The sequence below is a fragment of the Kitasatospora sp. GP30 genome, from assembly GCF_029892145.1.
Lineage (GTDB): Bacteria > Actinomycetota > Actinomycetes > Streptomycetales > Streptomycetaceae > Kitasatospora > Kitasatospora acidiphila.
This window is the reverse complement of sequence record NZ_JARZAH010000001.1, coordinates 21,767-46,445: the sequence shown is the minus strand read 5'-3', so window position 1 is coordinate 46,445 and position 24,679 is coordinate 21,767. Positions and strand designations below refer to the sequence as shown.

At 70.4% G+C, this 24,679-nt stretch carries 23 protein-coding genes, 1 tRNA gene and 1 pseudogene; 14 read left to right on the top strand and 11 right to left on the bottom strand.

Annotated elements, in window-relative coordinates:
• Positions 1–5 precede the first annotated feature (5 nt).
• The gene (locus tag P3T35_RS00235; protein ID WP_101380804.1) at positions 6–338 is read left to right on the top strand and encodes a CapA family protein; all 333 of its coding nucleotides are present in this window, start codon (positions 6–8) and stop codon (positions 336–338) included.
• Here P3T35_RS00235 and P3T35_RS00230 read toward each other — a convergent pair.
• Genes P3T35_RS00230 through P3T35_RS00215 form a run of 4 tightly spaced genes read right to left on the bottom strand, consistent with a single transcriptional unit; the run spans position 300 to position 4,273 of the window.
• A complete protein-coding gene (locus tag P3T35_RS00230) occupies positions 300–1,547 on the bottom strand; it encodes an ABC transporter permease (protein ID WP_101380803.1) in 1,248 nt (415 codons plus the stop codon). The two genes, P3T35_RS00235 and P3T35_RS00230, sit on opposite strands and share 39 nt — an antisense overlap.
• Entirely contained in the window at positions 1,544–2,230 is a 687-nt protein-coding gene (locus tag P3T35_RS00225; RefSeq protein ID WP_101380802.1) for an ABC transporter ATP-binding protein, read from the bottom strand. Before P3T35_RS00225 ends, P3T35_RS00230 begins: the two co-directional genes overlap by 4 nt.
• Entirely contained in the window at positions 2,227–3,588 is a 1,362-nt protein-coding gene (locus P3T35_RS00220) for a hypothetical protein (RefSeq protein ID WP_280703938.1), read from the bottom strand. The genes P3T35_RS00225 and P3T35_RS00220 overlap by 4 nt, the downstream gene beginning before the upstream one ends.
• Positions 3,572–4,273 carry a hypothetical protein gene (locus tag P3T35_RS00215; protein ID WP_143676829.1) on the bottom strand — a complete coding sequence of 234 codons (702 nt, stop codon included), beginning with the start codon at positions 4,271–4,273 and terminating at the stop codon, positions 3,572–3,574. Before P3T35_RS00215 ends, P3T35_RS00220 begins: the two co-directional genes overlap by 17 nt.
• A 101-nt stretch (positions 4,274–4,374) precedes the next feature.
• Here P3T35_RS00215 and P3T35_RS00210 point away from each other — a divergent pair, with 101 nt between their 5' ends.
• Complete coding sequence (locus P3T35_RS00210; protein WP_101380800.1) at positions 4,375–5,103, top strand: response regulator transcription factor; 729 nt, start codon at positions 4,375–4,377, stop codon at positions 5,101–5,103.
• The gene (locus P3T35_RS00205; protein ID WP_101380799.1) at positions 5,093–7,018 is read left to right on the top strand and encodes an ATP-binding protein; all 1,926 of its coding nucleotides are present in this window, start codon (positions 5,093–5,095) and stop codon (positions 7,016–7,018) included. The genes P3T35_RS00210 and P3T35_RS00205 overlap by 11 nt, the downstream gene beginning before the upstream one ends.
• Before the next feature lie 98 nt (positions 7,019–7,116).
• On the opposite strand, the gene P3T35_RS00200 is transcribed toward P3T35_RS00205, so the two are convergent.
• On the bottom strand, positions 7,117–7,710 hold the full coding sequence (locus P3T35_RS00200) for a TetR/AcrR family transcriptional regulator (protein WP_101380798.1): 594 nt from the start codon (positions 7,708–7,710) through the stop codon (positions 7,117–7,119).
• 124 nt (positions 7,711–7,834) lie between these two features.
• Between P3T35_RS00200 and P3T35_RS00195 the strand changes: the two genes are divergently transcribed.
• The 3 genes from P3T35_RS00195 (at position 7,835) to P3T35_RS00185 (ending at position 10,381) form a co-directional block, all read left to right on the top strand.
• On the top strand, positions 7,835–8,947 hold the full coding sequence (locus P3T35_RS00195; protein WP_101380797.1) for an NAD(P)/FAD-dependent oxidoreductase: 1,113 nt from the start codon (positions 7,835–7,837) through the stop codon (positions 8,945–8,947).
• An 82-nt stretch (positions 8,948–9,029) separates the two neighbouring features.
• Positions 9,030–9,947, top strand: coding sequence for a helix-turn-helix transcriptional regulator (locus P3T35_RS00190; RefSeq protein WP_101380796.1), 918 nt, complete (start codon positions 9,030–9,032; stop codon positions 9,945–9,947).
• An 11-nt stretch (positions 9,948–9,958) separates the two neighbouring features.
• The gene (locus tag P3T35_RS00185; RefSeq protein ID WP_101380795.1) at positions 9,959–10,381 is read left to right on the top strand and encodes an organic hydroperoxide resistance protein; all 423 of its coding nucleotides are present in this window, start codon (positions 9,959–9,961) and stop codon (positions 10,379–10,381) included.
• A gap of 178 nt (positions 10,382–10,559) precedes the next feature.
• Here the strand turns inward: P3T35_RS00185 and P3T35_RS00180 are convergent.
• A tRNA-Gly gene (locus P3T35_RS00180) sits at positions 10,560–10,630 on the bottom strand.
• 230 nt (positions 10,631–10,860) lie between these two features.
• Here P3T35_RS00180 and P3T35_RS00175 point away from each other — a divergent pair.
• Complete coding sequence (locus tag P3T35_RS00175; protein WP_101380794.1) at positions 10,861–11,064, top strand: hypothetical protein; 204 nt, start codon at positions 10,861–10,863, stop codon at positions 11,062–11,064.
• A 110-nt stretch (positions 11,065–11,174) separates the two neighbouring features.
• Positions 11,175–11,750 (top strand): dCTP deaminase, encoded by a 576-nt coding sequence (gene dcd / locus P3T35_RS00170; RefSeq protein WP_101380793.1) that lies wholly within the window; start codon positions 11,175–11,177, stop codon positions 11,748–11,750.
• A gap of 23 nt (positions 11,751–11,773) precedes the next feature.
• Here dcd and P3T35_RS00165 read toward each other — a convergent pair whose 3' ends face one another.
• The 4 genes and pseudogenes from P3T35_RS00165 to P3T35_RS00150 form a co-directional block, all read right to left on the bottom strand.
• On the bottom strand, positions 11,774–12,694 hold the full coding sequence (locus P3T35_RS00165; RefSeq protein WP_101380792.1) for a metal-dependent hydrolase: 921 nt from the start codon (positions 12,692–12,694) through the stop codon (positions 11,774–11,776).
• A gap of 93 nt (positions 12,695–12,787) precedes the next feature.
• Positions 12,788–13,765 (bottom strand): Yip1 family protein, encoded by a 978-nt coding sequence (locus P3T35_RS00160; protein WP_101380791.1) that lies wholly within the window; start codon positions 13,763–13,765, stop codon positions 12,788–12,790.
• Between the two features lie 193 nt (positions 13,766–13,958).
• Positions 13,959–15,032: pseudogene (locus P3T35_RS00155) on the bottom strand (NDP-sugar synthase); the annotation flags it as partial.
• 347 nt (positions 15,033–15,379) lie between these two features.
• Entirely contained in the window at positions 15,380–17,602 is a 2,223-nt protein-coding gene (locus P3T35_RS00150) for a (Fe-S)-binding protein (protein ID WP_101380789.1), read from the bottom strand.
• A gap of 287 nt (positions 17,603–17,889) precedes the next feature.
• On the opposite strand from P3T35_RS00150, the gene dnaK reads away from it, so the two are divergent.
• From dnaK to P3T35_RS00125, 5 genes are all read left to right on the top strand, one after another.
• Entirely contained in the window at positions 17,890–19,734 is a 1,845-nt protein-coding gene (dnaK, locus tag P3T35_RS00145; protein ID WP_101380788.1) for a molecular chaperone DnaK, read from the top strand.
• Complete coding sequence (grpE, locus tag P3T35_RS00140) at positions 19,731–20,348, top strand: nucleotide exchange factor GrpE (RefSeq protein WP_101380787.1); 618 nt, start codon at positions 19,731–19,733, stop codon at positions 20,346–20,348. The genes dnaK and grpE overlap by 4 nt, the downstream gene beginning before the upstream one ends.
• An 87-nt stretch (positions 20,349–20,435) precedes the next feature.
• A complete protein-coding gene (gene dnaJ / locus P3T35_RS00135) occupies positions 20,436–21,575 on the top strand; it encodes a molecular chaperone DnaJ (RefSeq protein WP_101380786.1) in 1,140 nt (379 codons plus the stop codon).
• A 6-nt stretch (positions 21,576–21,581) separates the two neighbouring features.
• Positions 21,582–22,106, top strand: coding sequence for a helix-turn-helix transcriptional regulator (locus P3T35_RS00130; protein WP_101380785.1), 525 nt, complete (start codon positions 21,582–21,584; stop codon positions 22,104–22,106).
• A 142-nt stretch (positions 22,107–22,248) separates the two neighbouring features.
• Complete coding sequence (locus P3T35_RS00125; protein WP_101380784.1) at positions 22,249–23,283, top strand: helix-turn-helix domain-containing protein; 1,035 nt, start codon at positions 22,249–22,251, stop codon at positions 23,281–23,283.
• Between the two features lie 50 nt (positions 23,284–23,333).
• Here P3T35_RS00125 and P3T35_RS00120 read toward each other — a convergent pair whose 3' ends face one another.
• Entirely contained in the window at positions 23,334–23,633 is a 300-nt protein-coding gene (locus P3T35_RS00120; RefSeq protein WP_143676828.1) for a hypothetical protein, read from the bottom strand.
• Positions 23,634–24,037: 404 nt separating this feature from the next.
• On the opposite strand from P3T35_RS00120, the gene P3T35_RS00115 reads away from it, so the two are divergent.
• Positions 24,038–24,658, top strand: coding sequence for a hypothetical protein (locus tag P3T35_RS00115; protein ID WP_101380783.1), 621 nt, complete (start codon positions 24,038–24,040; stop codon positions 24,656–24,658).
• Positions 24,659–24,679: the final 21 nt, after the last annotated feature.

Genomic DNA, 24,679 nt, shown 5'->3' with positions numbered 1-24,679 from the left:
GCGGGATGGAGTTCACCGTGGTCGCCGGCGGCCACGTCCTGATCCACCCCCCGCTGATCGAGCAGGCCGCCCTCGACGCCGAGGCCGCCGGCACCGGCGGATTCGACTTCCGGTCGATGCTGGCCGGACTGCGACCGGCGGTCTCCCGGGCCGACCTCGCGATCTGCCACCTCGAAACACCGTTCGCGGGAGCCGAGGGACCGTTCCTGGGCGTCCCGCGGTTCGCCGCCCCACCGCAGATCGCCCTCTCCCGCAACCCCACCCCGCCTCGGCCTGGCACCCGCCCTCTCGCCGGCCGATCAGGTCGAGGCCAGCGCCTCGGTGGGGGTGAGCCGTGAGGCGCGGATCGACGGGTAGACGCCTGCCACCACGCCGACCACGACCGCCCCGCCGATGCCGCCGAGCAGCACTGGGAGGGGGATGACCAGTGGCCAGCCCTGTGAGGTGGCGTAGCCGAAGGTCACGAGGGCGCCGATGGCAGTGCCGGCGATACCGCCGAGCCCGGACAGCGCCACCGACTCGGCGAGGAACTGGCCGCGGATCTGCCCTCGGTTGGCGCCCAGTGCCCGGCGCAGTCCGATCTCCTTGCGCCGCTCCAGCACCGAGATGACCATGGTGTTGGCCACGCCGATGCCCCCGACCAGCAGGGCCACGCCCGCGAGGCCGAGGAACAACGCGGAGAAGGCGGTCTGGGTCTCCCGTTTCGCGGCAAGCGCGTCGGAGGGCCGACTGACCTGCACCAGGCCCGGCTGCTGTGGATCGATGGTGGCGGGCATCACCGCGCGGACCGCTTCGATCTGTGACTCCCGGGATTGGACGTAGATCACGGTGGGGTTGCCGTTGAAGCCCAGCTGGGCCTTCGCGGCGTCCCAGCCGACCAGTACCGAGTGGTCGATGTCCGGAGCCAGCGGCACGGGAGCGAGGATCCCGATGACGGTGAACCAGTGGTTGTCGATGTAGACCTGCGGGCCGGGTCGATCGGTCGGCAGCGTGGTGATGCCGAGTCGGGAGGCGGCCGCGGAGCCCAGCACCGTGGTGGGGAACCTCTCGGTGGCCGCGTCGAGGAAGCGGCCCGACTGGACTTTGCCGTTGATCGCCTGCAGCAGGTTCAGTTTGCCGGCCAGTACGGCGAGGCCGGTGTCGTTGTCGGGGTCGACCTTGTCGGAGCGTGCGACGACGGTGTTGGTGTTGGCGACCGCGCTGGCGACGGTCACCGGGCCGATCCGGGCGACCATGTCCGGCGATTCGGGCGGGAAGACCACCGGAGGATTCTGGCCGGGGTCGGCCGTGGCCTGCAGCATGTTGGTGCCCAGCGCCGACAGCCGCTCCAGCAGGGCCTTCTGGCTGGACGCCGGAATGCCCATGACGATGATCATCGTGGCGATGCCGATGGAGATGCCCAGGGCCGACAGCGCCGCACGCGCCTTCCGAGTGCGGATGCCCAGCAGTCCGAGGCCGAGAACGTCGGCCGGAGCCAACCGCACCGGCTTGGTCCGGTTCGCGACGGACTTGTGCGTGCCGCCGCGGTGAGTGCCGCCGTTGCTCATGCGCTGACCCCGGTACGGCGGTCGGACACCAGGTGCCCGTCCAGGATCTCGATCTGACGTGGCATCAGTTCAGCGATGCCACGGTCGTGGGTGATGATCGCGATGGTGGTTCCCTCGTCGTTCAGCTGGGTCAGCAGCGCCAGGACCGCTCTGCCGTTGGCCGTGTCCAGGGCGCCGGTGGGCTCGTCCGCGAGCACCAGGGCGGGCTCGTTGACCAGTGCCCGGGCAATGGCCACCCGCTGCCGCTCGCCGCCGGAGAGCTGGTGCGGCAGGTGCCCGACGCGGTGTGCCAGGCCGACCCGGCCGAGCGCCTCCAGCGCCATCGGGCCCCGCCGGCGGCGCGGCACTCCGGCGTAGAGCAGCCCGGTGGCCACGTTCTCCACGGCGCTGAGGCCGTCCGTGAGGTGGAACTGCTGGAACACGAAGCCCAGCCAGCGTCCGCGCAGCGCGGACAGTCGGCGGTCGGAGAGCCGCGCGATGTCGTGGCCGCCTACCTCCACCGTGCCGCTGGTCGGCCGGTCCAGGGTGCCCATGATGTTGAGCAGGGTGGACTTTCCCGAGCCGGACGGTCCGAGGATGGCCAGCAGTTCGCCCTCGTCGATGGTCAGCGAGACGTCGTCCAGGGCCTTGACCCCGCCCGGATAGGCCATCCCGGCCCCGCGCACCACAAGCACCGGAGTCATGCGGCGGTCACCACCTGGGTGCCCGCGGCGATGCCGTTGCCGGTGATCGCCACCATGCCCTTCGCGAACATGCCGGTCTGCACCGCCACCAGCCCGCCGCCCTGGAGTTGCAGGGCGTAGCCGCCGCCGCTGAGGGCGAGGAGCGCGCCGACCGGAACGGCCAGCACTCCGGTCGCGGTCGCCGACACGAAGGCCACCTGGACGGTGGCCGAGTCGAAGTTCTTCACCGTCGAGGGGTCGTCGATGGCCACGGTCACATCGACCGTGGGCGGGCCGCCCGGTCCGGCGCCCGCAGCGGAGTTGCTTCCGGCGTTTCCTTTGACGGCGGTGCCGACGCCGCTGACCGTTCCCGGTGTCGTCGAGCTGTCGGGCAGGCTGATGGTGACCTTGTCACCCTGCTTGATCGAGCCGACGTTCGCCGGATCCACCGGCACGGTCACCACCTTGTCGGTCGGCGTGACCGACATCAGTGCCTCGGCCCCCTGCTCGCCGAGCTGGGTCTGCAGGGCGCCGATCCGGACCGCGCCGGGCAGCACCACCACGTCGCCGATGCCGAGACTTCCCGTCTGCGGCAGGCCGACAGCCTTCTGCCAGCGCTTGATCGCAGCGATCAGGGAATCGGTGACGACCCCGTCGCCCGATTCCACCGTGGTCTGGGTCGGCGCGGCCGGCGTGCCGGCCGTGGTCGGGCTGGTCGGAGCGGTCGGGGCGGCCGGGGCCCTGGTCGGCCCGCCGCTTGGCGCACCCGTGCCGCTCCCGGCGGCCGGAGCCGCCGTCCCTCCCCCGTCCTTCGGCGGTGGCGCACTGCCACCGGGTGCCGGGTCGGCGGCGGGCTGGGTGATCACGGTGCCGACTTTCGGCTGCGTTCCCACGTCGTAGCCGAGAGCCTGCAGGTTGCTCGCGACCACCTGGACGTCCCGGCCCACCAGGCCGGGCTTGTCGAGGGGCCGGAACAGCGGGGTGCCGCCGTAGAAGAGCGGCACCGGCTGGTCGTTCACCCGGTACAGCTGCTGGCCCCTGGTCACGGTGGTTCCGGCGGCGGGGAGCGCGGTGATGATGCCCTGCTTGGCGCCCGTCAAGGTCTGCGCCGTGCCGAAGCCCAGGGTGCCGCTCATGGTCTGAGTGTTCGACAGGTCCGTCTTGACCACGGCGACCGTGTGCACCTGCGCGCCGCTGCTCGCGGCTGCGTGCGGCTTCTGCCGGCTGCTCAGCCCCACCGCGCTCGCCGCTCCGATGCCGACTGTCACGGCGAGGGCGACGATCACGGCCACGCGCCGCCTGCGTGTTCGCCGCGAGGGTGGCTCGGTGGCGGGGACGTCGTCGATGTCGGCGTTCCCCGCGTCAGTGCCCGCTGCCACTGAATGCCTCCATCTTGCAGGTCTGTATCACCTGTTCCCGTTGCGGCTCGGGCATCGTGGGCTGCCCGTCGTAGCTCCACCCGCTGTCCCCGCTGCCCGGGGTGCCATAGGCCTTGACCTTCAACCCCTTGCCGTTGATGCAGTTGACCCAGGCGCTGAAATCGGCGCCGTAGTTCGGGTTGAGCTTCGGATCCGTCTGCGGCGGCGGCAGCGGCATCTTGGACTGGCAGGCCGCCTCAGCGGCCTTGGGGATGGCAGCACCCGGCGGCGGCATCTTGTGCATAGGCTGTCCGGCCGGGGCGATCCCGCCCGTCAGGGGGACTCCGTTGGCACCCAGGCAGGCGTAGTAGGCGTCCCAGAGCTGGCCGTCGCGCGCAGCGCTGTCGTCCAGCCGCTCCTGGGGGCGGTCTGCGGTGGAGGCGGAGGACGGGGCACCCGAGGCCGCGCTCGTCCCGGGGGCCGGGTCGCCGCCGGTCGCGGGGGAGGCGCCCGCGGCGGGCGAACTCGGAGCCGCGGCGCTCGGCAGCGAGGCCACGCCGGCGCCGGGTGCGCTGCTCTGCGTACCCGAGCCGGAACCGCACGCCGTCAGGGCGCCCAGGGGGACCAGCAGAACAGCGGAGAGCACCGCGGTCCGCAGCAGCCGGCGGTCCCGACGCCGGGGGCGATCATCAGTTGACTTCGGCATGGCTGCGATGATCGCCAATGGATGTTTGGAACCTGTCAGGATGTCTTTCGATTCTGATGACGTGGCCTGCCGACCCGATCTGATGGCGGCTCACGCCACCTATGATCGAAAGGGTGAGCGCATATGTCCTGGTGGCCGAGGACGACCCGAAACAGGCCGAGCTCATCCGTCGCTATCTGGAGCTGGAGGGCCACACCGCCGCCGTCGTCCACGACGGACGCGCGGCGATCGACGAGGTCCGGCGACGTGAACCGGACCTGCTGATCGTCGATGTGATGATGCCCCGGGTGGACGGCCTCGACGTGTGCCGCGTCCTGCGCCGCGAGTCCGAACTCCCGATCCTGGTGCTGACCGCCCGGTCCGCCGAGGACGACCTGCTGCTCGGACTCGACCTGGGCGCCGACGACTACATGACCAAACCGTTCAGCCCCCGTGAGCTCATGGCCCGGGTGCGCGTCCTGCTCCGGCGCTCGCAGCGGGCACAGCGCAGGGCCCCGGCCGACCCGGTGCTGCGGGTCGGCGAGCTCACGGTGGACCCCGACCGCCACGAGGTCCGCGTCGCCGGCACCCTGGTGCCGTGCACGCCAGGGGAGTTCGAGCTGCTCCGCACCCTGGCCGCACACCCCGAGCAGGTCTTCAGCCGGGCGCAACTACTGGGCGGCACCGGCGGGTTCGGTCCCTACATATCCGAGCGCACCATCGACGTGCACATCATGAACCTGCGCAGGAAGATCGAACCCGACCCCCGGCACCCGGTGCGGCTGCTGACCGTTTTCGGAGTCGGCTACAAGCTCACCGACGGCACGGCCGGACGCCACCGTGCGCCGTAGGGTACCGCTGCGCAAGAGCCTGCTGGTCCGGCTGCTGGCCGCCTCGATCCTGGTCGCCGTGTGCTCGGTCGCCGCCACCGCCTGGCTGGCGGTGAACGCCACGTCGCAGGAGATCCAGCAGGAACAGGTCCAGACCCTCTCCGGCGACGCCGGCATCTACGAGACCCTGCTCGGCTTCGCCGCGACCCACCACGACTGGGACGGCGCCGGCCCCGTGCTGGCGGACCTGACGAAGCGGACGGGCCGTCACATCGCGCTGACCGACCAGAGCCGCCGACCCATCGGCGGTTCCGCCGCCCCGCACGCGTCGCCGGTCCCGTCCAAGGCATCGGCGGTGATCGACCCGCTCGACGTGGACCAGACGCTGGCACCCAACAGCGGCACCACCCGCATCGACCCGCGCGCCGTCGGGCCGTTCGCCCTCTCCGCCGAAGAACGCGCCCAGCTGCGCTCGGCGGCCGGCGCGACCGCCGACTGCCTGCGCACGCGCGGATTCGCCGCCGAGACCGGCACCGACCCGAGCGGCCGACCGAACGTGACCGTCGCCGGGCTCGCCCCCGACGACGGCACCTCCGCGGTCTGTGGCCTCCCCCGGCTCTCCGCTCCCACCCCGACCGAGCAGCAGGCTCTGAGCAGGCTCGGCGAGCTGGTCGACGCCTGCCTGTCGCCGGAGGGGCTGGGGCCGGTCAAGCTCGGCATCGGCCCCAGCGGGGTGGTGCCGAGCCCTCGGGTACAGAGCCCCGGGACGCCCTCCCCCGGTACCGTCATCCCGCCCGGCCCGGCTGTCTCTCCCGGCTCGCCTGTCTCTCCCGCCACCCCCGCGATCACGCCCACCCCGCTGCCGAACCCGAATGCCGACAGCGCCGATCAGGCGGTGGCGACCTGTGTCGACTCCAGCCGCCGCCAGCAACTCGCTCCCTATGTCGCTCCCGCCGCACTGCTGTTCATCAGCGACAGCAACGGAACCACCACCCCCGCCTTCCACCTGACCCGAGCCGGAGCCCTGCGCATCGCCGGCGTCACCGGCCTGGTCCTGGCCCTCACCGTGGCGCTCTCGGTCCTCCTCGCCACCCGGCTGGTCCGGCCGCTGCGCGCGCTGACCGACGCCGCCCAGCACCCCACCGAACCACACGCCCGCGTCCCGGTGACCGGCAACGACGAAATCGGCTACCTGGCCGCCGCGTTCAACGACCTCTCGGAGCGCCGCGAACGGATCGAGGAGCAGCGCAAGGCGATGGTCAGCGATGTCGCGCACGAACTGCGTACGCCGCTCAGCAACATCCGCGGCTGGCTGGAGGCCACCCAGGACGGCGTGGCCACCCCTGACCTGGCGCTGATGGCGTCACTGCTGGAGGAGGCGCTCCTGCTTCAGCACATCATCGACGATCTGCGGGACCTGGCGGCGGCCGACGCGGACAGCTTCCGCCTGCACCGCGAGCCGGTCCGGATCGCCGAGCTCATCGACCAGGTCGCCGAGGCCCATCGAGCCCGGGCCGAGGCCGCCGGCGTGCTCCTGAGCGTGCTGCCCACGGACGGGGAAGCCGAGTTGGTGGCCGACCCGGTGCGGTTGCGCCAAGCCGTCGGGAACCTGGTGGACAACGCGGTGCGGCATACGCCGCGCTGCGGGAGCGTCACGGTCGCAGCCTGCCCGGTGGGCGACGAGTTGGTCATCGAGGTGGCGGACACCGGCACGGGTATCGACCCTGATGAACTGCCCCACGTCTTCGACCGGTTCTGGCGGGCCGAGAAGTCCCGCAGCCGGCAGACCGGCGGCAGCGGCCTGGGGCTGGCCATCGTGCGCCAGCTCGCGCACGCCCACGGCGGAACGGTGACCGCGACCAGCCGACCCGGCGAGGGCGCGGTCTTCACCCTGCGGCTGCCGAGGACGGACGCGGACCCAACCGCCGCGGGCTGACCACCCGGGCGGAACCGTCGCATGGCACAGCCGTCTGAGCGTCTTGGATCAGCCGGCGCTCATAGCGGCGACTGAGGCGGTGGCAGGCGCAGACCGGGTCAGTTGCCCGGATGGGAGGCCGCCCAGCCGTGTTCGAGCAACGCGAAGGCCTCGTCGGCGGCGCGGCTCGGCTCGGCGTGCCGCAGGATGAGGCCGCGGGCCTCAAGGGCGAAACGAGCCAGGGCGGCGCAGCTGACGTCGTCCTCGGGGGCGCCGACAGCCTCGGCGATGGCCCGCGCCAGGGCTGCTTCGTGGCGTGTCCACATGCGGTGGGCGTAGTCGCGCAGCGCGGGGGTCTCCTGCACCATGCGCGTGAACTCGGCGAACCGCGGGTCCGTGGTGTGGACGGCGAACTGGGTCTGCGTCAGCAGGATGTGCTCGCGCAACGCCTGGGGGATCGACTGGCCGGGGGTGCGGTCGCGGACCGCGGCGACGAGTGCTGCTTCCAGGTCGTCGTCCTGGTCGAAGACCAGGGCTTCCTTGCCAGGGAAGTGCTTGAACAGGGTCGTCACCGAGACGTCGGCGGCGTCGGCGACGTCCTTGACGCCGACCTGGTCGTAGCCGCGGTCGAGGAAGAGCTCGAGTGCGGCGTCGGCCAGGGACTGGCGAGTCTGGGCCTTCTTGCGCTCGCGGCGCCCGGTCGGTTCGGTCACTCGCCCACCATACCCCGAAGTGCATCCGCTACGAAAGTTTAGTCATTGCACTTATTTATCGAGTGTGCTTTCTTGGTGGTGCCGGACCTCCCGGCGGCTCACCCACCTTTCGAAGGGCACTCCCATGCACGCAGTTCGTGACCCCCGCATCGCGATCGTCGGCGCCGGCCTCGGCGGCCTCACCTGCGCCCGCGTCCTGCAGCAACGCGGCCGCTCCGTCACCGTCTTCGAACGCGAGGCCTCCGCCGACGCCCGCCCGCAGGGCGGCACCCTCGACATGCACCCCGACACCGGCCAGGCCGCCCTGCGTTCGGCCGGGCTGCTCGACCGGTTCCACGCCCTCGCCCGCCCCGAAGGGGACGAGTGGCGCGTGCTCGACCCCGCCACCGCCGCGCTCCTGAAGCAACAGCCGCCGGCCGCCGCCGACGGCGGCCGACCGGAGATCGACCGAGGCCAACTGCGCGGCCTGTTCCTGGACTCGATCACCAAGGGCACGGTGCGGTGGGACCGCGCCGTCAGCGGGGTCACCCCGCTCCCGGACGGCACCTGCCGGCTGCACTTCGGTGACGGCACCGCCGAGGACTTCGACCTGGTGGTCGGTGCCGACGGCGCCTGGTCGCGCGTGCGCCCGGCCCTGTCGCAGGCCGCACCCGGCTACACCGGTGTCACCTTCGTCGAGACCGGATTCGACCACTGCGACACCCGCCATCCCGACCTCGCGCGGCTGGTCGGCAACGGATCGATGCTGGCGAAGGGCGCCGGCAGGTCGCTGGTCGCACAGCGCAACAGCAACGGCCACATCCGCGCCTACATCGCGGTCCGCGTGCCGGAGGACTGGCACCTGGCTGCCGGTATCGACCTCGGCGACCAGCAGGCCGTGCGGAGGCACCTGCTGAGGATGTTCGACGGCTGGGACGAGAGCCTGCGCTACATCCTGCGCAACAGCGACAGCGGGTTCATCAACCGGTCCCTGTTCGTCCTGCCCGCCCCGCACACCTGGGAGCACGTTCCCGGCGTCACGCTGCTCGGCGATGCCGCGCACCTGATGCCCCCGGTCGGGCTGGGCGCCAATCTCGCCATGCTCGACGGCTCCGACCTCGCCCACGCCCTCGTCACCGAATCCAGCGTCGACGACGCCGTCCACGCCTACGAGAGCACCATGCTGCCGCGCTCGATCGAGGCCGCGAAGGGCAGTGCGCAGGGACTCGACCACCTCGTTCCTGCGACGACCTCCTGAGCCGGCCCCACCGCCTCAAGCCGCGTTGCCTGGCACTGGCAGGGGCAGGCACGCGCCGCCGCCCGTGTCCATACTCAAGTCCATGAAGAGCAAGTCGCAGTTGGGGCGGTTCCTGCGGACGCGTCGGGCGCAACTGCAGCCGTCGGACGTCGGGTTGCCGGAGTTCGATGAGCGGCGGCGGGTGCCGGGACTGCGCCGGGACGAGCTTGCCCGGTTGGCGGGGGTGAGCGAGTCGTACTACACGCGGCTGGAGCAGGGGCTGTCACGAGGCGCGTCGAGGGAGGTACTGGATGCGCTCGCCAGGGCACTTCGCCTGGACGAGACCGAACACCGTCACCTGTACGACCTTGCTGGTGTCGGGCGCAGGGGCGGCAACGACCGAACCCGCAACCCGCCGGCACCCGAGGGCATCACCGAGACCACCCGGCAGCTGATCGACGCCTTCGGGGACACTCCGGTCATCGTGCTCGGCCGCCTCAGCGACGTACTGGCCTGGAACCGCACCGGGCATGCGCTCTTCGCCGGGCACCTCGATCCGAGAAGCCCGCAGGACCCGGCCCGGCGTCCGAACACCGCGCGGCTGGTCTTCCGCGACGCCCACACCCGCGAGCTGTACGAGGACTGGCCGAAGAAGGCCAGAGACGCGGTGGGGAGACTGCGCCTCGCCGTCGGCCGGTACCCCGACGATCCGCTGCTGGCGGCGCTGATCGGTGAACTGGTGATGCACAGCCCGGAGTTCACCAACCTCTGGTCCGAACACCGGGTCCGCGCCTGGGACATCGCGGCCTACCGGATGCGGCATCCGCTCGTCGGACCGATGGACGTCACCCAGCAGGCCATGCCGGTCCCGAACGAGCAGGGACAGCGACTCGTCGCGGTTACCGCCATGGCGGGTTCTGCCTCGCAGGCCGCGCTGGCCCTGCTCGCCCAAGCCACCGCCCCGGACGGACGCACTCGTCCGGCAACCGACAACCCGTCCACCTTTTCTGAATGCCTGTGAATGGAGACCCCATGTCCACGCTCTACACCACCGAGGCGCTCTCGACCGGCGACGGCCGCAACGGAGAGGTCCGCACCTCCGACGGGGTGCTCGACGAACTCCTCGCGGTCCCGAAGGAGATGGGCGGCCCCGGCGGCGACAAGACCAACCCCGAGCAACTCTTCGCCGCCGGCTACGCCGCGTGCTTCCACAACGGGCTGCGCCTGATAGCAGGTCAGCAGAAGGTGAAGCTGGGCGAGTCGACCGTCAGGTCCACGGTGAGCCTGATCGCCCAGGACAACGGGGGCTTCTCACTGAAGGTCGCACTGGCGGCACACCTGCCCGGCCTGGACCAGGCCACCGCCGACCGGCTCGTGGAGACCACTCACCAGGTCTGCCCGTACTCGAACGCCACCCGGGGGAACATCTCGGTCACCCTCGAAGCGACGGTCTGACCCGGGGGCTGAACTCCTCGCTGGAGGTCAGCGGGCCAAACAGATCGACCAACCAAGCGAAATGTGACACAGATCACCAAAAGATCTAGCACTGCGCCAGGCCTACCTGGCCCGACGACCCCGGACTGGTCCAGACAACACGAAAGCCCCAGGTCGTTGACCTGGGGCTTTCCCTCTGAGCGGGCGACGAGAATCGAACTCGCGCTATAAGCTTGGGAAGCTCATGTTCTACCATTAAACTACGCCCGCGTGACGACCCGTCAGGAACGGCTCGATCATGCTCCACTCTACCTCATCCCCGAGGGGGCTCCGTACCGGGTTGCCGAGGGGTGGGGCGTGGAGGGGTGGTGGGCGTCGTGAGGGTTCGCGGGCGGGGCGGCGAGTTGGGGGCGGGATGTCGGGATGGTCCCCTAATGTGACGGCTGTCGTGGCCCGGCGGTGTACGGGGGCCGGGCCGGGGAAGTCCGGGAAGGGGATCGATGGAGCGGCGGACCGTTGTTCGTTGTGCCGAGGGGCACCTGTTCAGTATCAGCGCGTTCCCGATGCGGAACCTCGGGGCGGGGCGGCTCGGGCCGCAGCGGCTGCTGCGGTGTCCGCAGTGCGGGCGGCTGCGCAGTGCGGTGCCGGCCGATCCGAGCGTGCTGTCCGAGGGGCAACTGGCAAGGGCGCTGCGGCTCGTGTAGCGCCGGGTGGGCCCTCTCGCGGCCGCCGTGGGCGGCTGCGGGAGGGCCCGCGGCAGTGCCGGGGCGTGGAGAAAATTGGGAGACGGCCGCTGACCACGTAACCTCGTGGCGTGCTGCTCTCCGACAAAGACATCCGCGCCGAGATCGACCGGGGCCGGGTCGTCATCGACCCGTTCGACCCCGCCATGGTCCAGCCGTCCAGCATCGACGTGCGGCTGGACCGGTTCTTCCGGGTTTTCGAGAACCACCGCTACCCGCACATCGACCCCTCGCAGGAGCAGCCGGACCTGACCAGGCTGGTCGAGCCGGACGGGGACGAGGCGTTCATCCTGCACCCCGGCGAGTTCGTGCTGGCGTCCACCTACGAGGTGATCACGCTGCCGGACGACGTGGCCTCGCGCCTGGAGGGCAAGTCGAGCCTCGGCCGGCTGGGCCTGCTGACCCACTCGACGGCGGGCTTCATCGACCCGGGCTTCAGCGGCCATGTGACGCTTGAGCTGTCGAACGTGGCCACGCTGCCGATCAAGCTCTACCCGGGCATGAAGATCGGGCAGCTCTGCCTGTTCCGGCTCTCCTCGCCGTCCGAGCACCCGTACGGCTCCGAGCGGTACGGCTCGCGCTACCAGGGGCAGCGCGGACCGACGCCGTCCCGCTCGTACCTCAACTTCCACCGGACGAACGTCTAGGCGTTCACGTTCGGGGAAGGTCGTCAGACCCGCTTGGGGCGGGTCACCGCGACCAGCTCGCTGCCGTCCTCCGAGAGCGTCAACTCGGTCTCCAGTGCGGACAGTTGACCCAGGCGGTGCAGGTGGGTGCCGCCGCAGGCGATGCGCGCCGAGCCGGCCGGCAGTTCGCAGTGCCAGTTGCGGCGGGCGGTCAACTCGGGGCCGGGCACCTCGATCCGCACCGGGGCGTCGGCAGCCACCCAGCCGGCCAGCCGCTCGTTGACCGCGGCGGTGATCGCCGGCAGCACGTCGGCCAGGGCCGGCAGGCCGTCGGCGGCGTCGGTGGTGAAGCCCTTCTTGCGCAGCGACTTGCCGAGCCGGTAGGTGTCGGTGCTGGCTTCGGTGTCCATCACCGACGAGGCCATCGCCAGGCTGTCGAAGTCCGGGTTGCCGAAGGCGTCGGCACGGCCCGGGTCCTTGCGCCAGCGCTCGGCGAGCGCCTCGTTGAGGGCCAGCGCCAGCAGGTGGCAGCCGGTGTGAGCGGCGCTCAGCGCGGCCCGGCGCTCGGCGTCCACCGCGAGCGCCACCGGGGCGCCCGGGACCAGCTCGGCGGGCTGCTCCTCGACCACGTGCAGCACCAGCCAGGACCAGGCCTCGTCGCCGCGCCGCACCGGGATGTCGGCGCCCACCAGCAGCTCGCCGTGCTCACCGTGCTCACCGCCCTCGTCGTCCTCGGGGCCGACGGCGGCGGTCAGGCAGTCCACCACGGCCAGCTCGGTGCCCGCCACGGTCAGCGTGCCGGTGTCGGCGGGCTGGTCGGGCCAGGTGTGGTCGAGCGGGTGGAACGGGGTGTCCGCGGTGACGACCCCGTACCGGCCGTCGCCGAGCTGGTGGACGGCGAGCACGGTGGACTCGCCGGCCACCGCTCCGCCGGGGAAGCTGACACGGGTGGTGGGGAGGGTCATACGGGGTCTCCGAGGTGGTGACGGGTCGGGCTGGGACGGTCCAGCCTATTCGGCCCGGGTTCGGCGCCGCTCGGCGCCGCCGCGCCGGCCCGCTCAGCCCAGCGTCGGCAGCTTGATCAGCACCAGCAGCGCCAGCAGTTGGACGGCCGCCGCGCCGGCCGCCTTGCCCCAGGGCAGGTCGTGCACCCTGCGCACCAGGGTGGTCAGCAGCGCCGCGCAGAGCAGCCAGCTGACCCAGCCGAGCGCCTGCACCACCGGGCTGGCCGAGGGCAGGAAGAGCGCCAGCACCAGCCGCGGCACGTCGGTGGTCCAGCCGATCAGCACCCCGAGCCCGACGGTCGACGCGTAGGGGCCGTCACCGCCGAACTGGCGGGCCAGCGCGTAGGTGACCGAGCCGAGCATCAGGCCGGCCACCGTGAAGGCCAGCGCCGACCCGAAGAGCGACCAGGCGGCCACCGAGAAGGTGGCCCCGACCACCTCGTTGTGGGTGTCGCCGAAGCCGAGCACGGCGAGCACGCCGTAGAGCAGCGAGACGGTGATCGCGGGCAGCCAGGCCTGGTGGTCGCGCATCTGGTCGAAGGTGCGGGCGGGGGCCCGGTAGATGCCGAACAGCAGCTCACGCCAGGCGAGCCGCGGGCCGCCGGTCCGCGGTGCGGTGCGGCCGCCGGCCCGGTAGGTCGTGACGCGGTCCTGGCCGCCGGCCTGCTCGTCGTAGTAGTACGGCTCGCCGGCACCCTCGTCGCCACGGGACCGGGAGCCGGAGCCGGAGCGGGAGCCAGCGCCGGAGCCGGATTCGTACGGGGAATCGGAGTCGTAGTAGTACGGCTGCCCCGCGCCGTCGTCGTTGCCGGCCCCAGCTCCGGCGTCCTCGCCGTAGCGGGCACCGAGGTCGTACCGGGTCCGCTCGTCGTGCCGAGCCCGGCCGCCGTCGATGGTGCGGTCGTCGGGCCGAGCCCCGTACCCGGAGCCGTACCCCCCGTACCCGCCCTGGTCGGGGAGGGTGTTCCCCGCCTGGTCACCGGCGTACCGCCGGTCGCCGCCCCACCCGCTCTGATATCCGTTCCCAGCCACCCTCCGAAGGTACCCGGAAAGGCGCACCGGGACCGGATGCGCCGAGGGGTTGCAGCAGTGCTGTGACGCACTGCCGCAACCCCTCGAACGGAAGAACGGAGGAAAGCCCCCACCCAGGCGGCGACTACTTCTGCAGCACCGACCCGTGCACGGCCGCCGCGGAGGTCTCGCCGGCCGGGCAGCCGCCGGGGCCGGCGGTGGTGCGCACCGCGCCGACCCCGAGCCGGATGCCGCAGGCGATCCGGATGCCGTTCGGCAGCTCGTTGTCGGCCTCGACCACGGCGCCGTCGCCGATCACCGCGCCGTCCAGCACGGTGCGGTCGCCGATCACCGCGTAGGCGCCCACGATCGAGTCCTTGACCACGGCGTCCGCGTGGACCACCGCGCCGGGCAGCACCACGGAGCCCTCGACGATGGCGCCGGCCGCGATCGAGGCGCCCTCGGAGACCACGGTGCCGGAGCTGAGCACGGCGGCCGGGTCCACGGTGGCGCCGGGCAGCAGCAGCGCCTCACCGGTGGGGCCGGGGACCGCCGGGGAGTCGACCCGGCCGAGCACCAGGTCGGCGGAGCCGCGCACGAACGCGCCGGGGGTGCCCAGGTCCAGCCAGTAGGAGGTGTCGACCACGCCGCGCACCAGCGCGCCGCTCTCCAGCAGCCCGGGGAAGGTCTCGCGCTCGACCGAGACGACCCGGCCGGCCGGGATGCGGTCGATCACCGAGCGGGTGAAGACGTAGCAGCCGGCGTTGATCTGGTCGGTGACGATCTGCTCGGGGGTCTCCGGCTTCTCCAGGAACTCCAGCACCCGGCCCTGCTCGTCGGTCGGTACCAGGCCGAACGCCCGCGGGTCCTCGACCCGGGTGAGGTGCAGGGTGACGTCGGCGCCGGCGGCCACGTGGCCGTCGCGCAGCGCGGCGATGTCCAGGCCGGAGAGGATGTCGCCGTTGAAGATCAGGACCGGCTCGTCGGGGCCGCAGGTCAGGCCCTCGGCGGCGTTGCGGATCGCGCCGCCGGTGCCCAGCGGCTCCTTCTCGGTGAGGTAGACCAGCTCGATGCCGTAGGGGGAGCCGTCGGCGAAGTGCTCCTCGAAGACCTCGGCCAGGTAGGACGTGGCGAGCACCACGCGGGTGACGCCCGCCGCGGCCGCCCGGGCGAGCTGGTGCGCGATGAACGGCACACCCGCAACCGGGAGCATGGGCTTCGGGGTGTGCGTGGTGAGCGGGCGAAGCCGGGTGCCCTGACCACCCACCAGCATGATCGCCTGGGTCATCTGTGCGTTTCTCCCCTTGGTTCCGGTCAGCGATCTGGCCTGTCGATTTGCCAGGACCGTCGTTGGGTTCTTGGTGCTCGGTATGCGCCGCTCACCGACTGCTGATCAGTTGACGGACGCTCGAACGGGACTTCGCGGGTGCCTGGTGACGACCCGAAAGGCAGCCCCACGCAGCCTGCCCCGGGCGGTTTGGCCCGGGGCAGGCATCATATGTGAGGCGTTGAGCCGCAAGCACATTCGCGCTCGGCTCAAACATCCGTTCTCACGTAGTACTCAGGCAGGCCTGACGTTCCAGGCCTCGACCCAGGCCTGACGTTCCAGGCCTCGACCCAGGCCTGTGCCTCGGCCTAGGCCTCGACGGGCTCCGGCTCCTCGACGACCGGCGCGGCCTTGACCGAGTCGAGCAGCAGCTGGGCCACGTCGACCACCTTCAGGTGCTCCTTGGCGGCGCCCTCGTTCTTCTTGCCGTTCACCGAGTCGGAGAGCATCACCAGGCAGAACGGGCAGGCGGTGGAGACGATGTCGGGGTTGAGCGACAGCGCCTCGTCGACGCGCTCGGTGTTGATCCGCTTGCCGATCCGCTCCTCCATCCACATCCGGGCACCACCGGCGCCGCAGCAGAAGCCGCGCTCCTTGTGGCGGTGCATCTCCTGCTGGCGCAGACCCGGGACCTTGTCCATGATCTCGCGCGGCGGGCTGTAGACCTTGTTGTGGCGGCCCAGGTAGCAGGGGTCGTGGTAGGTGATCAGGCCCTCGACCGGGTTGACCGGGATCAGCTTGCCCTCGTCGATCAGGTGCTGGAGCAGCTGGGTGTGGTGGATCACCTCGAAGTGGCCGCCGAGCTGCGGGTACTCGTTGGCGATGGTGTTGAAGCAGTGCGGGCAGGTGGCCACGATCCGCTTCTTGGGGGCGTCCTCGAGGGCCGCGTTCAGGGTCTCGACGTTCTGCGCGCCGAGCATCTGGAAGAGGAACTCGTTGCCCAGGCGACGGGCGGAGTCACCGGTGCAGGACTCCTCCTTGCCCAGGATGGCGAACTTCACGCCGGCGGTGTGCAGCAGCTCCGCGAAGGCCTTGGTGGTCTTCTTGGCCCGGTCCTCCAGGGCGCCGGCGCAGCCGACCCAGTAGAGGTACTCGACCTCGGCGGGCTCGATGTCCTGGCCGATGACCGGCACCTCGATGCCGGTCTCCTTCTTGAGCTCCTTGACCCAGTCCAGCCGGGCCTTGGTGGCCAGGCCCCAGGGGTTGCCCTTGTTCTCCAGGTTCTTGAGCATCGTCCCAGCCTCGGTCGGGAACGACGACTCGATCATCACCTGGTAGCGGCGCATGTCGACGATGTGGTCGATGTGCTCGATGTCCACCGGGCACTGCTCGACGCAGGCACCGCAGGTGGTGCAGGACCACAGCACGTCCGGGTCGATGACGCCGTTCTCCTCGGCGGTGCCGATCAGCGGGCGCTCGGCCTCGGCCAGCGCGGCGGCCGGCACGTCGGCCAGCTGCTCGGCGGTCGCCTTCTCCTCGCCCTCCATGTCCTTGCCGCCACCGGCCAGCAGGTAGGGCGCCTTGGCGTAGGCGTGGTCGCGCAGCGACATGATCAGCAGCTTGGGCGACAGCGGCTTGCCGGTGTTCCAGGCGGGGCACTGCGACTGGCAGCGGCCGCACTCGGTACAGGTGGAGAAGTCGAGGATGCCCTTCCAGGAGAAGTGCTCGACCTGGGAGACGCCGAAGACGGCGTCCTCGGCCGGGTCCTCGAAGTCGATCGGCTGGCCGCCGCTGGTCATCGGCTGCAGCGCGCCGAGCGCCACCTCGCCGTCGGCGTTGCGCTTGAACCAGATGTTGGGGAAGCCCAGGAAGCGGTGCCAGGCGACACCCATGTCGGTGTTCAGCGAGACCGTGATCATCCAGATGAAGGAGACCGAGATCTTGATGCCCGCGACCAGGAAGAGCAGGTTGTGCAGGGTCCCGGTGCTCAGCCCGGAGAACGCCTGCACCAGCGGGTACGAGACCACGTAGGAGGCCTCGTAGTGGTTGACGCCGAGCTGCGCGCCCTCGATGCCGCGCAGGGTCAGGATCGCCGCACCGATGATCAGGATGACCCACTCGATGAAGTAGGCGAAGCCCATGTTGGAGCCGGCGAAGCGGGACTTGCGGCCCGACTTGTTCGGCAGGCTCAGCTGGCGGATCACCGTCAGCACCGCGATGCCGAGGAAGGTCACCAGGCCGAGCAGCTCCTGGAACACCAGGTACGGGGCCCAGTCACCGATGACCGGGACCACCCAGTTGGGGTCGAAGAGCTGACCGATCGCGCCGACCAGGGTGAAGATCAGCGCGTAGAAGCCGATGGCGACACCCCAGTGGGCGACGCCGACGATGCCCCACTTGTTCATCCGGGTGTGCCCGAGGAACTCCCGGGCCAGCGTGACGGTCCGGGCGACCGGGTCGTTGATCCGCGATCCCTTCGGCACGGGCTGGCCGAGCCTGACGAATCGGTAGATCTTGGCGATGGCGCGAGCGAACAGCGCCACGCCGACCACGATGGTCGTTAGTGAGATGACGATCGCTGCTAGCTGCATCCGGGCTCTCCGTACTCCAGCGGCGGTGAGGGCATGTCGGTCAATTGTACTGGTGGGTAACTTGGCGCCCACCCGGCCGGACCATACCGCCCATTAGCACCTTTTCAGAAGACGCTCAAGGTATGGCGGCAGTCACGTAAGCCCATACTCACCCATTGGGGGCAAACTGGAAGGGGTCAAGGAGCGGGGCAGAAAAGTTGAGTCGAGCCAGCTCATGCCTGTTGACTCATTCCCGCCCCTCATGCATGCTTGAGCGCGTAAAGCTCAACTCTCGTGGAGGTATCCAGATGGCACGCGCGGTCGGTATCGACCTCGGCACGACGAACTCCGTCGTCAGTGTTCTCGAAGGCGGTGAGCCCACCGTCATCACCAACGCCGAGGGCGCCCGGACCACGCCGTCCGTCGTCGCCTTCGCCAAGAACGGTGAGGTCCTGGTCGGCGAGGTCGCCAAGCGCCAGGCCGTCACCAACGTCGACCGGACCATCCGCTCGGTCAAGCGCCACATGGGCACCGGGTGGAAGACCGCCATCGACGGCAAGGACTTCAACCCGCAGCAGATCAGCGCCTTCATCCTGCAGAAGCTGAAGCGGGATGCCGAGGCCTACCTGGGCGAGACCGTCACCGACGCGGTCATCACCGTCCCGGCGTACTTCAACGACTCCGAGCGCCAGGCCACCAAGGAGGCCGGCGAGATCGCGGGCCTGAACGTCCTGCGCATCGTCAACGAGCCGACCGCCGCCGCCCTGGCCTACGGCCTGGACAAGGACGACCAGACCATCCTGGTCTTCGACCTCGGTGGCGGCACCTTCGACGTGTCGCTGCTGGAGATCGGCGACGGCGTGGTCGAGGTCAAGGCCACCAACGGTGACAACCACCTCGGCGGTGACGACTGGGACCAGCGGATCGTCGACCACCTGGTGAAGACCTTCCAGGCCGGCCACGGTGTGGACCTCTCCAAGGACAAGATGGCGCTGCAGCGCCTGCGCGAGGCGGCCGAGAAGGCCAAGATCGAGCTCTCCTCGTCCTCCGAGACCTCGATCAACCTGCCCTACATCACGGCCTCCGCCGAGGGCCCGCTGCACCTGGACGAGAAGCTCACCCGGGCCCAGTTCCAGCAGCTCACCTCCGACCTGCTGGAGCGGTGCAAGGTTCCGTTCCACAACGTCATCAAGGACGCCGGCATCCAGCTGTCCGAGATCGACCACGTGGTCCTGGTCGGCGGCTCGACCCGGATGCCCGCCGTCTCCGAGCTGGTCAAGGAGCTGACCGGCGGCAAGGAGGCCAACAAGGGCGTCAACCCGGACGAGGTCGTGGCGATCGGTGCCGCGCTGCAGGCCGGTGTGCTGAAGGGCGAGGTCAAGGACGTCCTGCTGCTCGACGTCACCCCGCTGTCCCTGGGCATCGAGACCAAGGGCGGCATCATGACCAAGCTGATCGAGCGCAACACCACGATCCCGACCAAGCGTTCGGAGATCTTCACCACCGCCGAGGACAACCAGCCCTCCGTGCAGATCCAGGTCTACCAGGGCGAGCGCGAGATCGCGGCGTACAACAAGAAGCTCGGCATGTTCGAGCTGACCGGCCTGCCGCCGGCGCCGCGCGGCCTGCCGCAGATCGAGGTCACCTTCGACATCGACGCCAACGGCATCATGCACGTCGGTGCCAAGGACCTCGGCACCGGCAAGGAGCAGCGGATGACCGTCACCGGCGGCTCCTCGCTGCCCAAGGACGACATCGAGCGGATGACCCGCGAGGCCGAGCAGTACGCGGAGGAGGACCACAAGCGCCGCGAGGCCGTGGAGACCCGCAACCAGGCCGAGCAGCTCGTCTACTCGACCGAGAAGTTCATCGCCGACAACACCGACAAGCTGCCGGCCGAGGTCAAGACCGAGGTCGAGACCGCGATCGGCGAGCTCAAGGAGGCCCTGAAGGGCGAGGACATCGCGGCGATCCGCGAGGCCTCGGAGAAGGTCTCCACCACCGCCCAGAAGCTCGGCCAGGCCCTCTACGCCGACGCCCAGGCCGCCGGTGCCGGTGCCGCTGGTGCCGAGGCCGGCCAGGCCGGTGCCGAGGAGGACGTCGTCGACGCCGAGATCATCGACGACGAGAAGCCCAAGGGCGGTGCGGCATGACGGAGAAGCCGCAGGGCGTGGAGCCCGGCGACGACTCCAACGCCGACGAGGCGGTCCTGAAGGCCGCGGAGGAGGCCGTCAAGGCCGCCGCCGGGGAGGTCGGGTCCGACGAGCTCGCCACCGCCAAGCGCGAGGCTTCCGAGCGCACCGCCGACCTGCAGCGCCTGCAGGCCGAGTACCAGAACTACCGCAAGCGGGTCGAGCGCGACCGGCTGACGGTCCGTGAGATCGCGGTCTCCAACATCCTGGAGTCCCTGATCCCGGTGCTGGACGACATCGGCCGGGCCCGTGAGCACGGCGAGGTGACCGGCGGCTTCAAGTCGGTCTCCGACAACCTGGAGACCGTGGTGGCCAAGCTCGGTCTGCAGCAGTTCGGCAAGGAGGGCGAGCCCTTCGACCCGAACATGCACGAGGCCCTGATGCACAGCTACTCCTCGGAGGTCACCGAGGACACCTGCGTGCAGGTGCTGCAGCCGGGCTACCGGATCGGCGAGCGGATCATCCGCCCGGCGATGGTGGCGGTGGCCGAGCCGCAGCCGGGCACCCAGTCCACGGCCGGCCCGGACGCTGACGGCCCGGCGGGCCCCGAGGCTGACGGTGCTGCCGAGAACTGACACGCTGTGTGCTGCGGGGTCGCGCGTCACCACCGGTGACGCGCGGCTCCGCAGCGCCGTATCGCCCCCGGGAGGTGGTTGGGAGTCATGAGCACGAAGGACTACGTGGAGAAGGACTACTACAAGGTCCTCGGCGTGCCCAAGGACGCCACCACCGCCGAGATCAAGAAGACCTACCGCAAGCTCGCCCGGGAGTACCACCCGGACGCCAACAAGGGCGACGCCAAGGCCGAGGAGAAGTTCAAGGACATCTCCGAGGCGTATGACGTCCTCTCCGACGAGAAGCGCCGCAAGGAGTACGACGAGGCCCGCAGCCTGTTCGGCGCCGGCGGCATGCGCGGCGCCGGCGGCAACGGCTACGGCTTCGACTTCGGCGACCTCTTCAACGGCAGCCAGACCAGCGGCGGCGGTGGCATCGGCGACGTCTTCGGCGGGCTGTTCAACCGCACCCGGCAGCCCCAGCCGCGCCGCGGCCAGGACGTCGAGACCGAGGTGACCCTCAGCTTCGACGAGGCCGTGGACGGCGCCACCGTGCCGCTGCGGATGACCAGCCAGGCGGCCTGCCGCAGCTGCGCCGGCACCGGCGCCAAGACCGGCACCACGCCGCGGGTCTGCCCGACCTGCGTCGGGGCCGGCACGGTCAGCCGGGGCCAGGGGGCCTTCGCGCTCTCCGAGCCGTGCCGGGACTGCAAGGGCCGCGGCATGATCGTCGACGACCCGTGCCCCGACTGCCACGGCAGCGGCCGGGCCAGCTCCGCCCGCACCATGCAGGTGCGGATCCCGGCGGGCGTCCAGGACGCCCAGCGGATCCGCCTCAAGGGCAAGGGCGCCCAGGGCGAGCGCGGCGGTCAGCCCGGCGACCTGTATGTCACGGTCCACGTCACCACGCACCCGGTCTTCGGGCGCAAGGGCGACAACCTCACCGTCACCGTGCCCGTCTCCTTCCCCGAGGCGGCCCTTGGTGGCACCATCGACGTCCCCACCCTCAACGGCCCCGCCGTGAAGCTGCGGCTGCCGGCCGGTAGCGCCAACGGGCTCACCCTGCGGGCCCGCGGCAAGGGTGCCACCCGCAAGGACGGCACCCGCGGCGACCTGCTGGTCACCGTCGAAGTGACGGTCCCGCAGGAGGTCTCCGGCGAGGCCCTGAACGCACTGGAGCAGTACCGAGACGCCACCGCATCCGAGGACCCGCGAGCCGCTCTGTTCAAGGCGGCGGAGGGAGCGTGACCCGACATGAACCCCCATGACTCCGGTAATGGCCCCGGCATCGGCGCCGGCATCGGCGAGGGCCTGCCCGGCGGCACCGCACCCCGCCGCCGGCGCACCGCACCCGCCGGCGCGGGCTACGCCCTCACCGAGGAGACCCCGGTCTACGTGATCTCGGTGGCTGCCGAGCTGTCCGGCCTGCACCCGCAGACCCTGCGGCAGTACGACCGGCTCGGCCTGGTCTGCCCGGACCGCACCGGCGGCGGCGGGCGACGCTACTCGGCCCGCGACATCCAGCAGTTGCGCGAGGTGCAGCGGCTCTCCCAGGACGAGGGCATCAACCTGGCCGGGATCAAGCGGATCATCGAGCTGGAGAACCAGGTCGCCGCCCTGCAGGCCCGGGTCGCCGAACTCGCCGCCGCCGTCGAGGGCGCGGGCGCGGCGCTCCAGGCGAGGGAGGCCGCGGTGCACGCGTCGTACCGCCGTGACCTGGTGCCGTACCAGCCGCCGACGCAGTCGGCCGCGCTGGTGGTCTGGCGGCCGCGGCGTTAGCGGCTCAAGATTCTTTACGGGAACGGTTGGCACCCCATCAGTCAGCGGGGTGTCAACCGTTCCCGCGCTTGCGTAGAGTGCAGCCTGCCGTGTTGGCAAACCGTGTTGGTGACCGACTTTTCCCGGGAGGGGGAGCCAGGGGATGGGTTCGACAGGCGGCGCCGAGGGGGAGAAGGACCACGTCGACTTCGTCTCCGCAGAGGCGAAGGCACTGTATCTCCAGGTCATCGCGGCAGGCGGGACCATGGAGGTCGAGGGCGAGGATCTCAACGCCCCCTGCAAGGAACTGACGGAACTCGGTCTGTTGGTTCTGAGCCAAGGAAAACCGGCGACCATGACCGCGACTGATCCCAATCGCCTTGCGGCGCGGCTGAGTTCGTCCTGGCAGAAGCAAGCCCTTTCGCTGCTCTCGCAAGCTGTGGCCGTCCCGACCGCAATGCAGGAACTGAACCACGCCTTTCAGTCGCTCGACCGGCACATTCAAGAGGGCGGGCCGGTCGAGCACATACACGGCCTCGTTGAGATCAACCAACGCGTCGGAGTGCTGCTCGACAGCGCCGAGTTCGAGTTGCTGACGGCGCAGCCCGGGGGCAGCCGCCGGCAGTCGCTGCTCCTACTGAAGGGTGCGCTGGAGGGCGACCTCTCCTTGGTCCGCCGTGGGGTGGCACGACGCGTTCTGTACCACCCGAGCGCCCGCTACTCGGCACCCACTCGGCAGTACGTCGAGGCCATGACGGACGCGGGCGCCGAGGTCCGCACCTTGGAAGAGCCGTTCAGCCGGCTCTTCGTGATCGACCGCCGCATCGCCATCATTCCCTTCCCGGGGGACACCGAGAAGGCCGCGTTCATCAGCGACCCGGCGATCGTCGCCTACCTGCTCACCTCGTTCGAGCAGATGTGGGAGCGGTCCATCCCCTTCGTCGGCGCCACCGAGGTGCCGCAAGAGGTCATCTCCCGCCTGCGGGTCAACATTCTGCGCATGATGACACAGGGCATCGGCCACCGTGTCATCGCCAGAAACCTCGGTATCAGCGAGCGGACGCTCGCACGCCATATCGCCGAGTTCCGCGAGGAGTACGACTCGGAGACCCTCTTCCAGCTCGGCTGGCGGATGGCCCTCAATTCCTCGGCGCCGGCCTACGAGGAGGCCGACTCAGAGTCGAGCGAGGAGCGGTAGCGCTACCGATCCGGGGTGTCGTCGATCCCGCGAGGGCTCGGCTGGACTGCTCAGTTCCACTGGTAGTCAAGGGGCTTGACCGCAGCGGTGCCCGCTGCGGCCGCCGGCCTGGCATTCCACTGATAGTCGGCTGGCACAGCCAGGGCGACCCCGGCCGGGCCCGACTGGTGGCTGGCAGGAACAGCCTGCAGCACCGCACCCGTCGAGCTCTTGCCCCATATGTAGTCATTCGGGGACGCAGTTGCCGCGCCCGCCGACTGAGCCGACAGCGCGAGTGCCGACACCGCCAGACCTGCGCCGACCGTGGCACCGAGCACAAACACACGAACCGCAAATCGGGGCCGACGCATGCTGTGCCTCCTTGTCATGAACCTGATATATCCTTATCAACGCATACCCGAGCACCGCAGGGGAACGCGAACAAGTGTTTATCAAAGCCATACTCTGGCGGCTAGGCAAGCCCAGGCATCAAGCAGTCGGTGTCATAGTGCTGCCAGGCAGAAATATGACACCTCTTCGCCAGCCCGATCCTGCAGATGCACGTGCATCGGTGTCATCCAAATGCCAGTCAGCGAGATGACACACCACCGTTGTGGACTCCATGCGTTGTCAGCAGTGACGATCAATGAGCGGACGGGCCCCCGCCTCTTCTCGAGCCCGAGGCGGTTTCAGTAACCGCGCCCCGTCGTCGACACCTGCTTGACCTGCGTTGACACCACACAGCGCAGGACCATCCATCCCCGGAGCCATCGCCATGACTGAGCCCTACATGCGCCAGCACGCAGCCCAGGCCACCGAAGGTCGCCGGGCCCGTGTCTTCCTCGCCGCCCCGCTGATGCGACTGACCGGGCCGGCCGACAGCGTCGTGACGCTGGCCAGCCGGACCCGCCTGACCGCGCTGCGCAGCTCGCTGCTGCACAGCGGCGCCGCGGTCTTCAGCGCGCACCACAGCGACGCGTGGACGATCGAGGGGCGTGCCCCGGAGCCGCGGGTGCCCTCCGACTTCCGGGCCATGCAGAGCGCGGACCTGATCTTCGCGTACGTCGGCTCCCCGCTCTCCGCCGGCGTCTCGCTGGAGCTCGGCTGGGGCTCCGCCCTGCGCAAGCCGATCGTGCTGCTGGTGGACGAGGCGATCACCCACAACCCGCTGATCGCCACCATCGAGCAGGTCGCCCCGGTGCTCCCGCTGGTCTTCGACGACACCTGGTCCGAGGAGAGCCTGCGCCACATCGTCGAGACCGCGCTGGACTGGGCCGGCATGGCGCTCTCGCTGCGCGACGGCTTCTGGACCGCCCCGGGCGAGCAGTTCAGCCCGGCCTCCAGCCTGCGCAACCCGTACAGCAGCTGGCCGAGCACCGGTGCGGTGACCGGCTGAGCCTCGCCGGCCAGAGGTAGC

What these genes read in the sequence shown, in the direction of transcription:
- P3T35_RS00235 (WP_101380804.1), top strand. Translation starts at nt 6, where the DNA reads ATGGAGTTCACCGTGGTCGCCGGCGGCCACGTCCTGATCCACCCCCCG.
- P3T35_RS00230 (WP_101380803.1), bottom strand. Translation starts at nt 1,547, where the DNA reads ATGAGCAACGGCGGCACTCACCGCGGCGGCACGCACAAGTCCGTCGCG.
- P3T35_RS00225 (WP_101380802.1), bottom strand. Translation starts at nt 2,230, where the DNA reads ATGACTCCGGTGCTTGTGGTGCGCGGGGCCGGGATGGCCTATCCGGGC.
- P3T35_RS00215 (WP_143676829.1), bottom strand. Translation starts at nt 4,273, where the DNA reads ATGCCGAAGTCAACTGATGATCGCCCCCGGCGTCGGGACCGCCGGCTG.
- P3T35_RS00210 (WP_101380800.1), top strand. Translation starts at nt 4,375, where the DNA reads ATGATCGAAAGGGTGAGCGCATATGTCCTGGTGGCCGAGGACGACCCG.
- P3T35_RS00195 (WP_101380797.1), top strand. Translation starts at nt 7,835, where the DNA reads ATGCACGCAGTTCGTGACCCCCGCATCGCGATCGTCGGCGCCGGCCTC.
- P3T35_RS00190 (WP_101380796.1), top strand. Translation starts at nt 9,030, where the DNA reads ATGAAGAGCAAGTCGCAGTTGGGGCGGTTCCTGCGGACGCGTCGGGCG.
- P3T35_RS00185 (WP_101380795.1), top strand. Translation starts at nt 9,959, where the DNA reads ATGTCCACGCTCTACACCACCGAGGCGCTCTCGACCGGCGACGGCCGC.
- P3T35_RS00175 (WP_101380794.1), top strand. Translation starts at nt 10,861, where the DNA reads ATGGAGCGGCGGACCGTTGTTCGTTGTGCCGAGGGGCACCTGTTCAGT.
- P3T35_RS00165 (WP_101380792.1), bottom strand. Translation starts at nt 12,694, where the DNA reads ATGACCCTCCCCACCACCCGTGTCAGCTTCCCCGGCGGAGCGGTGGCC.
- P3T35_RS00150 (WP_101380789.1), bottom strand. Translation starts at nt 17,602, where the DNA reads ATGCAGCTAGCAGCGATCGTCATCTCACTAACGACCATCGTGGTCGGC.
- dnaK (WP_101380788.1), top strand. Translation starts at nt 17,890, where the DNA reads ATGGCACGCGCGGTCGGTATCGACCTCGGCACGACGAACTCCGTCGTC.
- grpE (WP_101380787.1), top strand. Translation starts at nt 19,731, where the DNA reads ATGACGGAGAAGCCGCAGGGCGTGGAGCCCGGCGACGACTCCAACGCC.
- dnaJ (WP_101380786.1), top strand. Translation starts at nt 20,436, where the DNA reads ATGAGCACGAAGGACTACGTGGAGAAGGACTACTACAAGGTCCTCGGC.
- P3T35_RS00130 (WP_101380785.1), top strand. Translation starts at nt 21,582, where the DNA reads ATGAACCCCCATGACTCCGGTAATGGCCCCGGCATCGGCGCCGGCATC.
- P3T35_RS00125 (WP_101380784.1), top strand. Translation starts at nt 22,249, where the DNA reads ATGGGTTCGACAGGCGGCGCCGAGGGGGAGAAGGACCACGTCGACTTC.
- P3T35_RS00120 (WP_143676828.1), bottom strand. Translation starts at nt 23,633, where the DNA reads ATGCGTCGGCCCCGATTTGCGGTTCGTGTGTTTGTGCTCGGTGCCACG.
- P3T35_RS00115 (WP_101380783.1), top strand. Translation starts at nt 24,038, where the DNA reads ATGACTGAGCCCTACATGCGCCAGCACGCAGCCCAGGCCACCGAAGGT.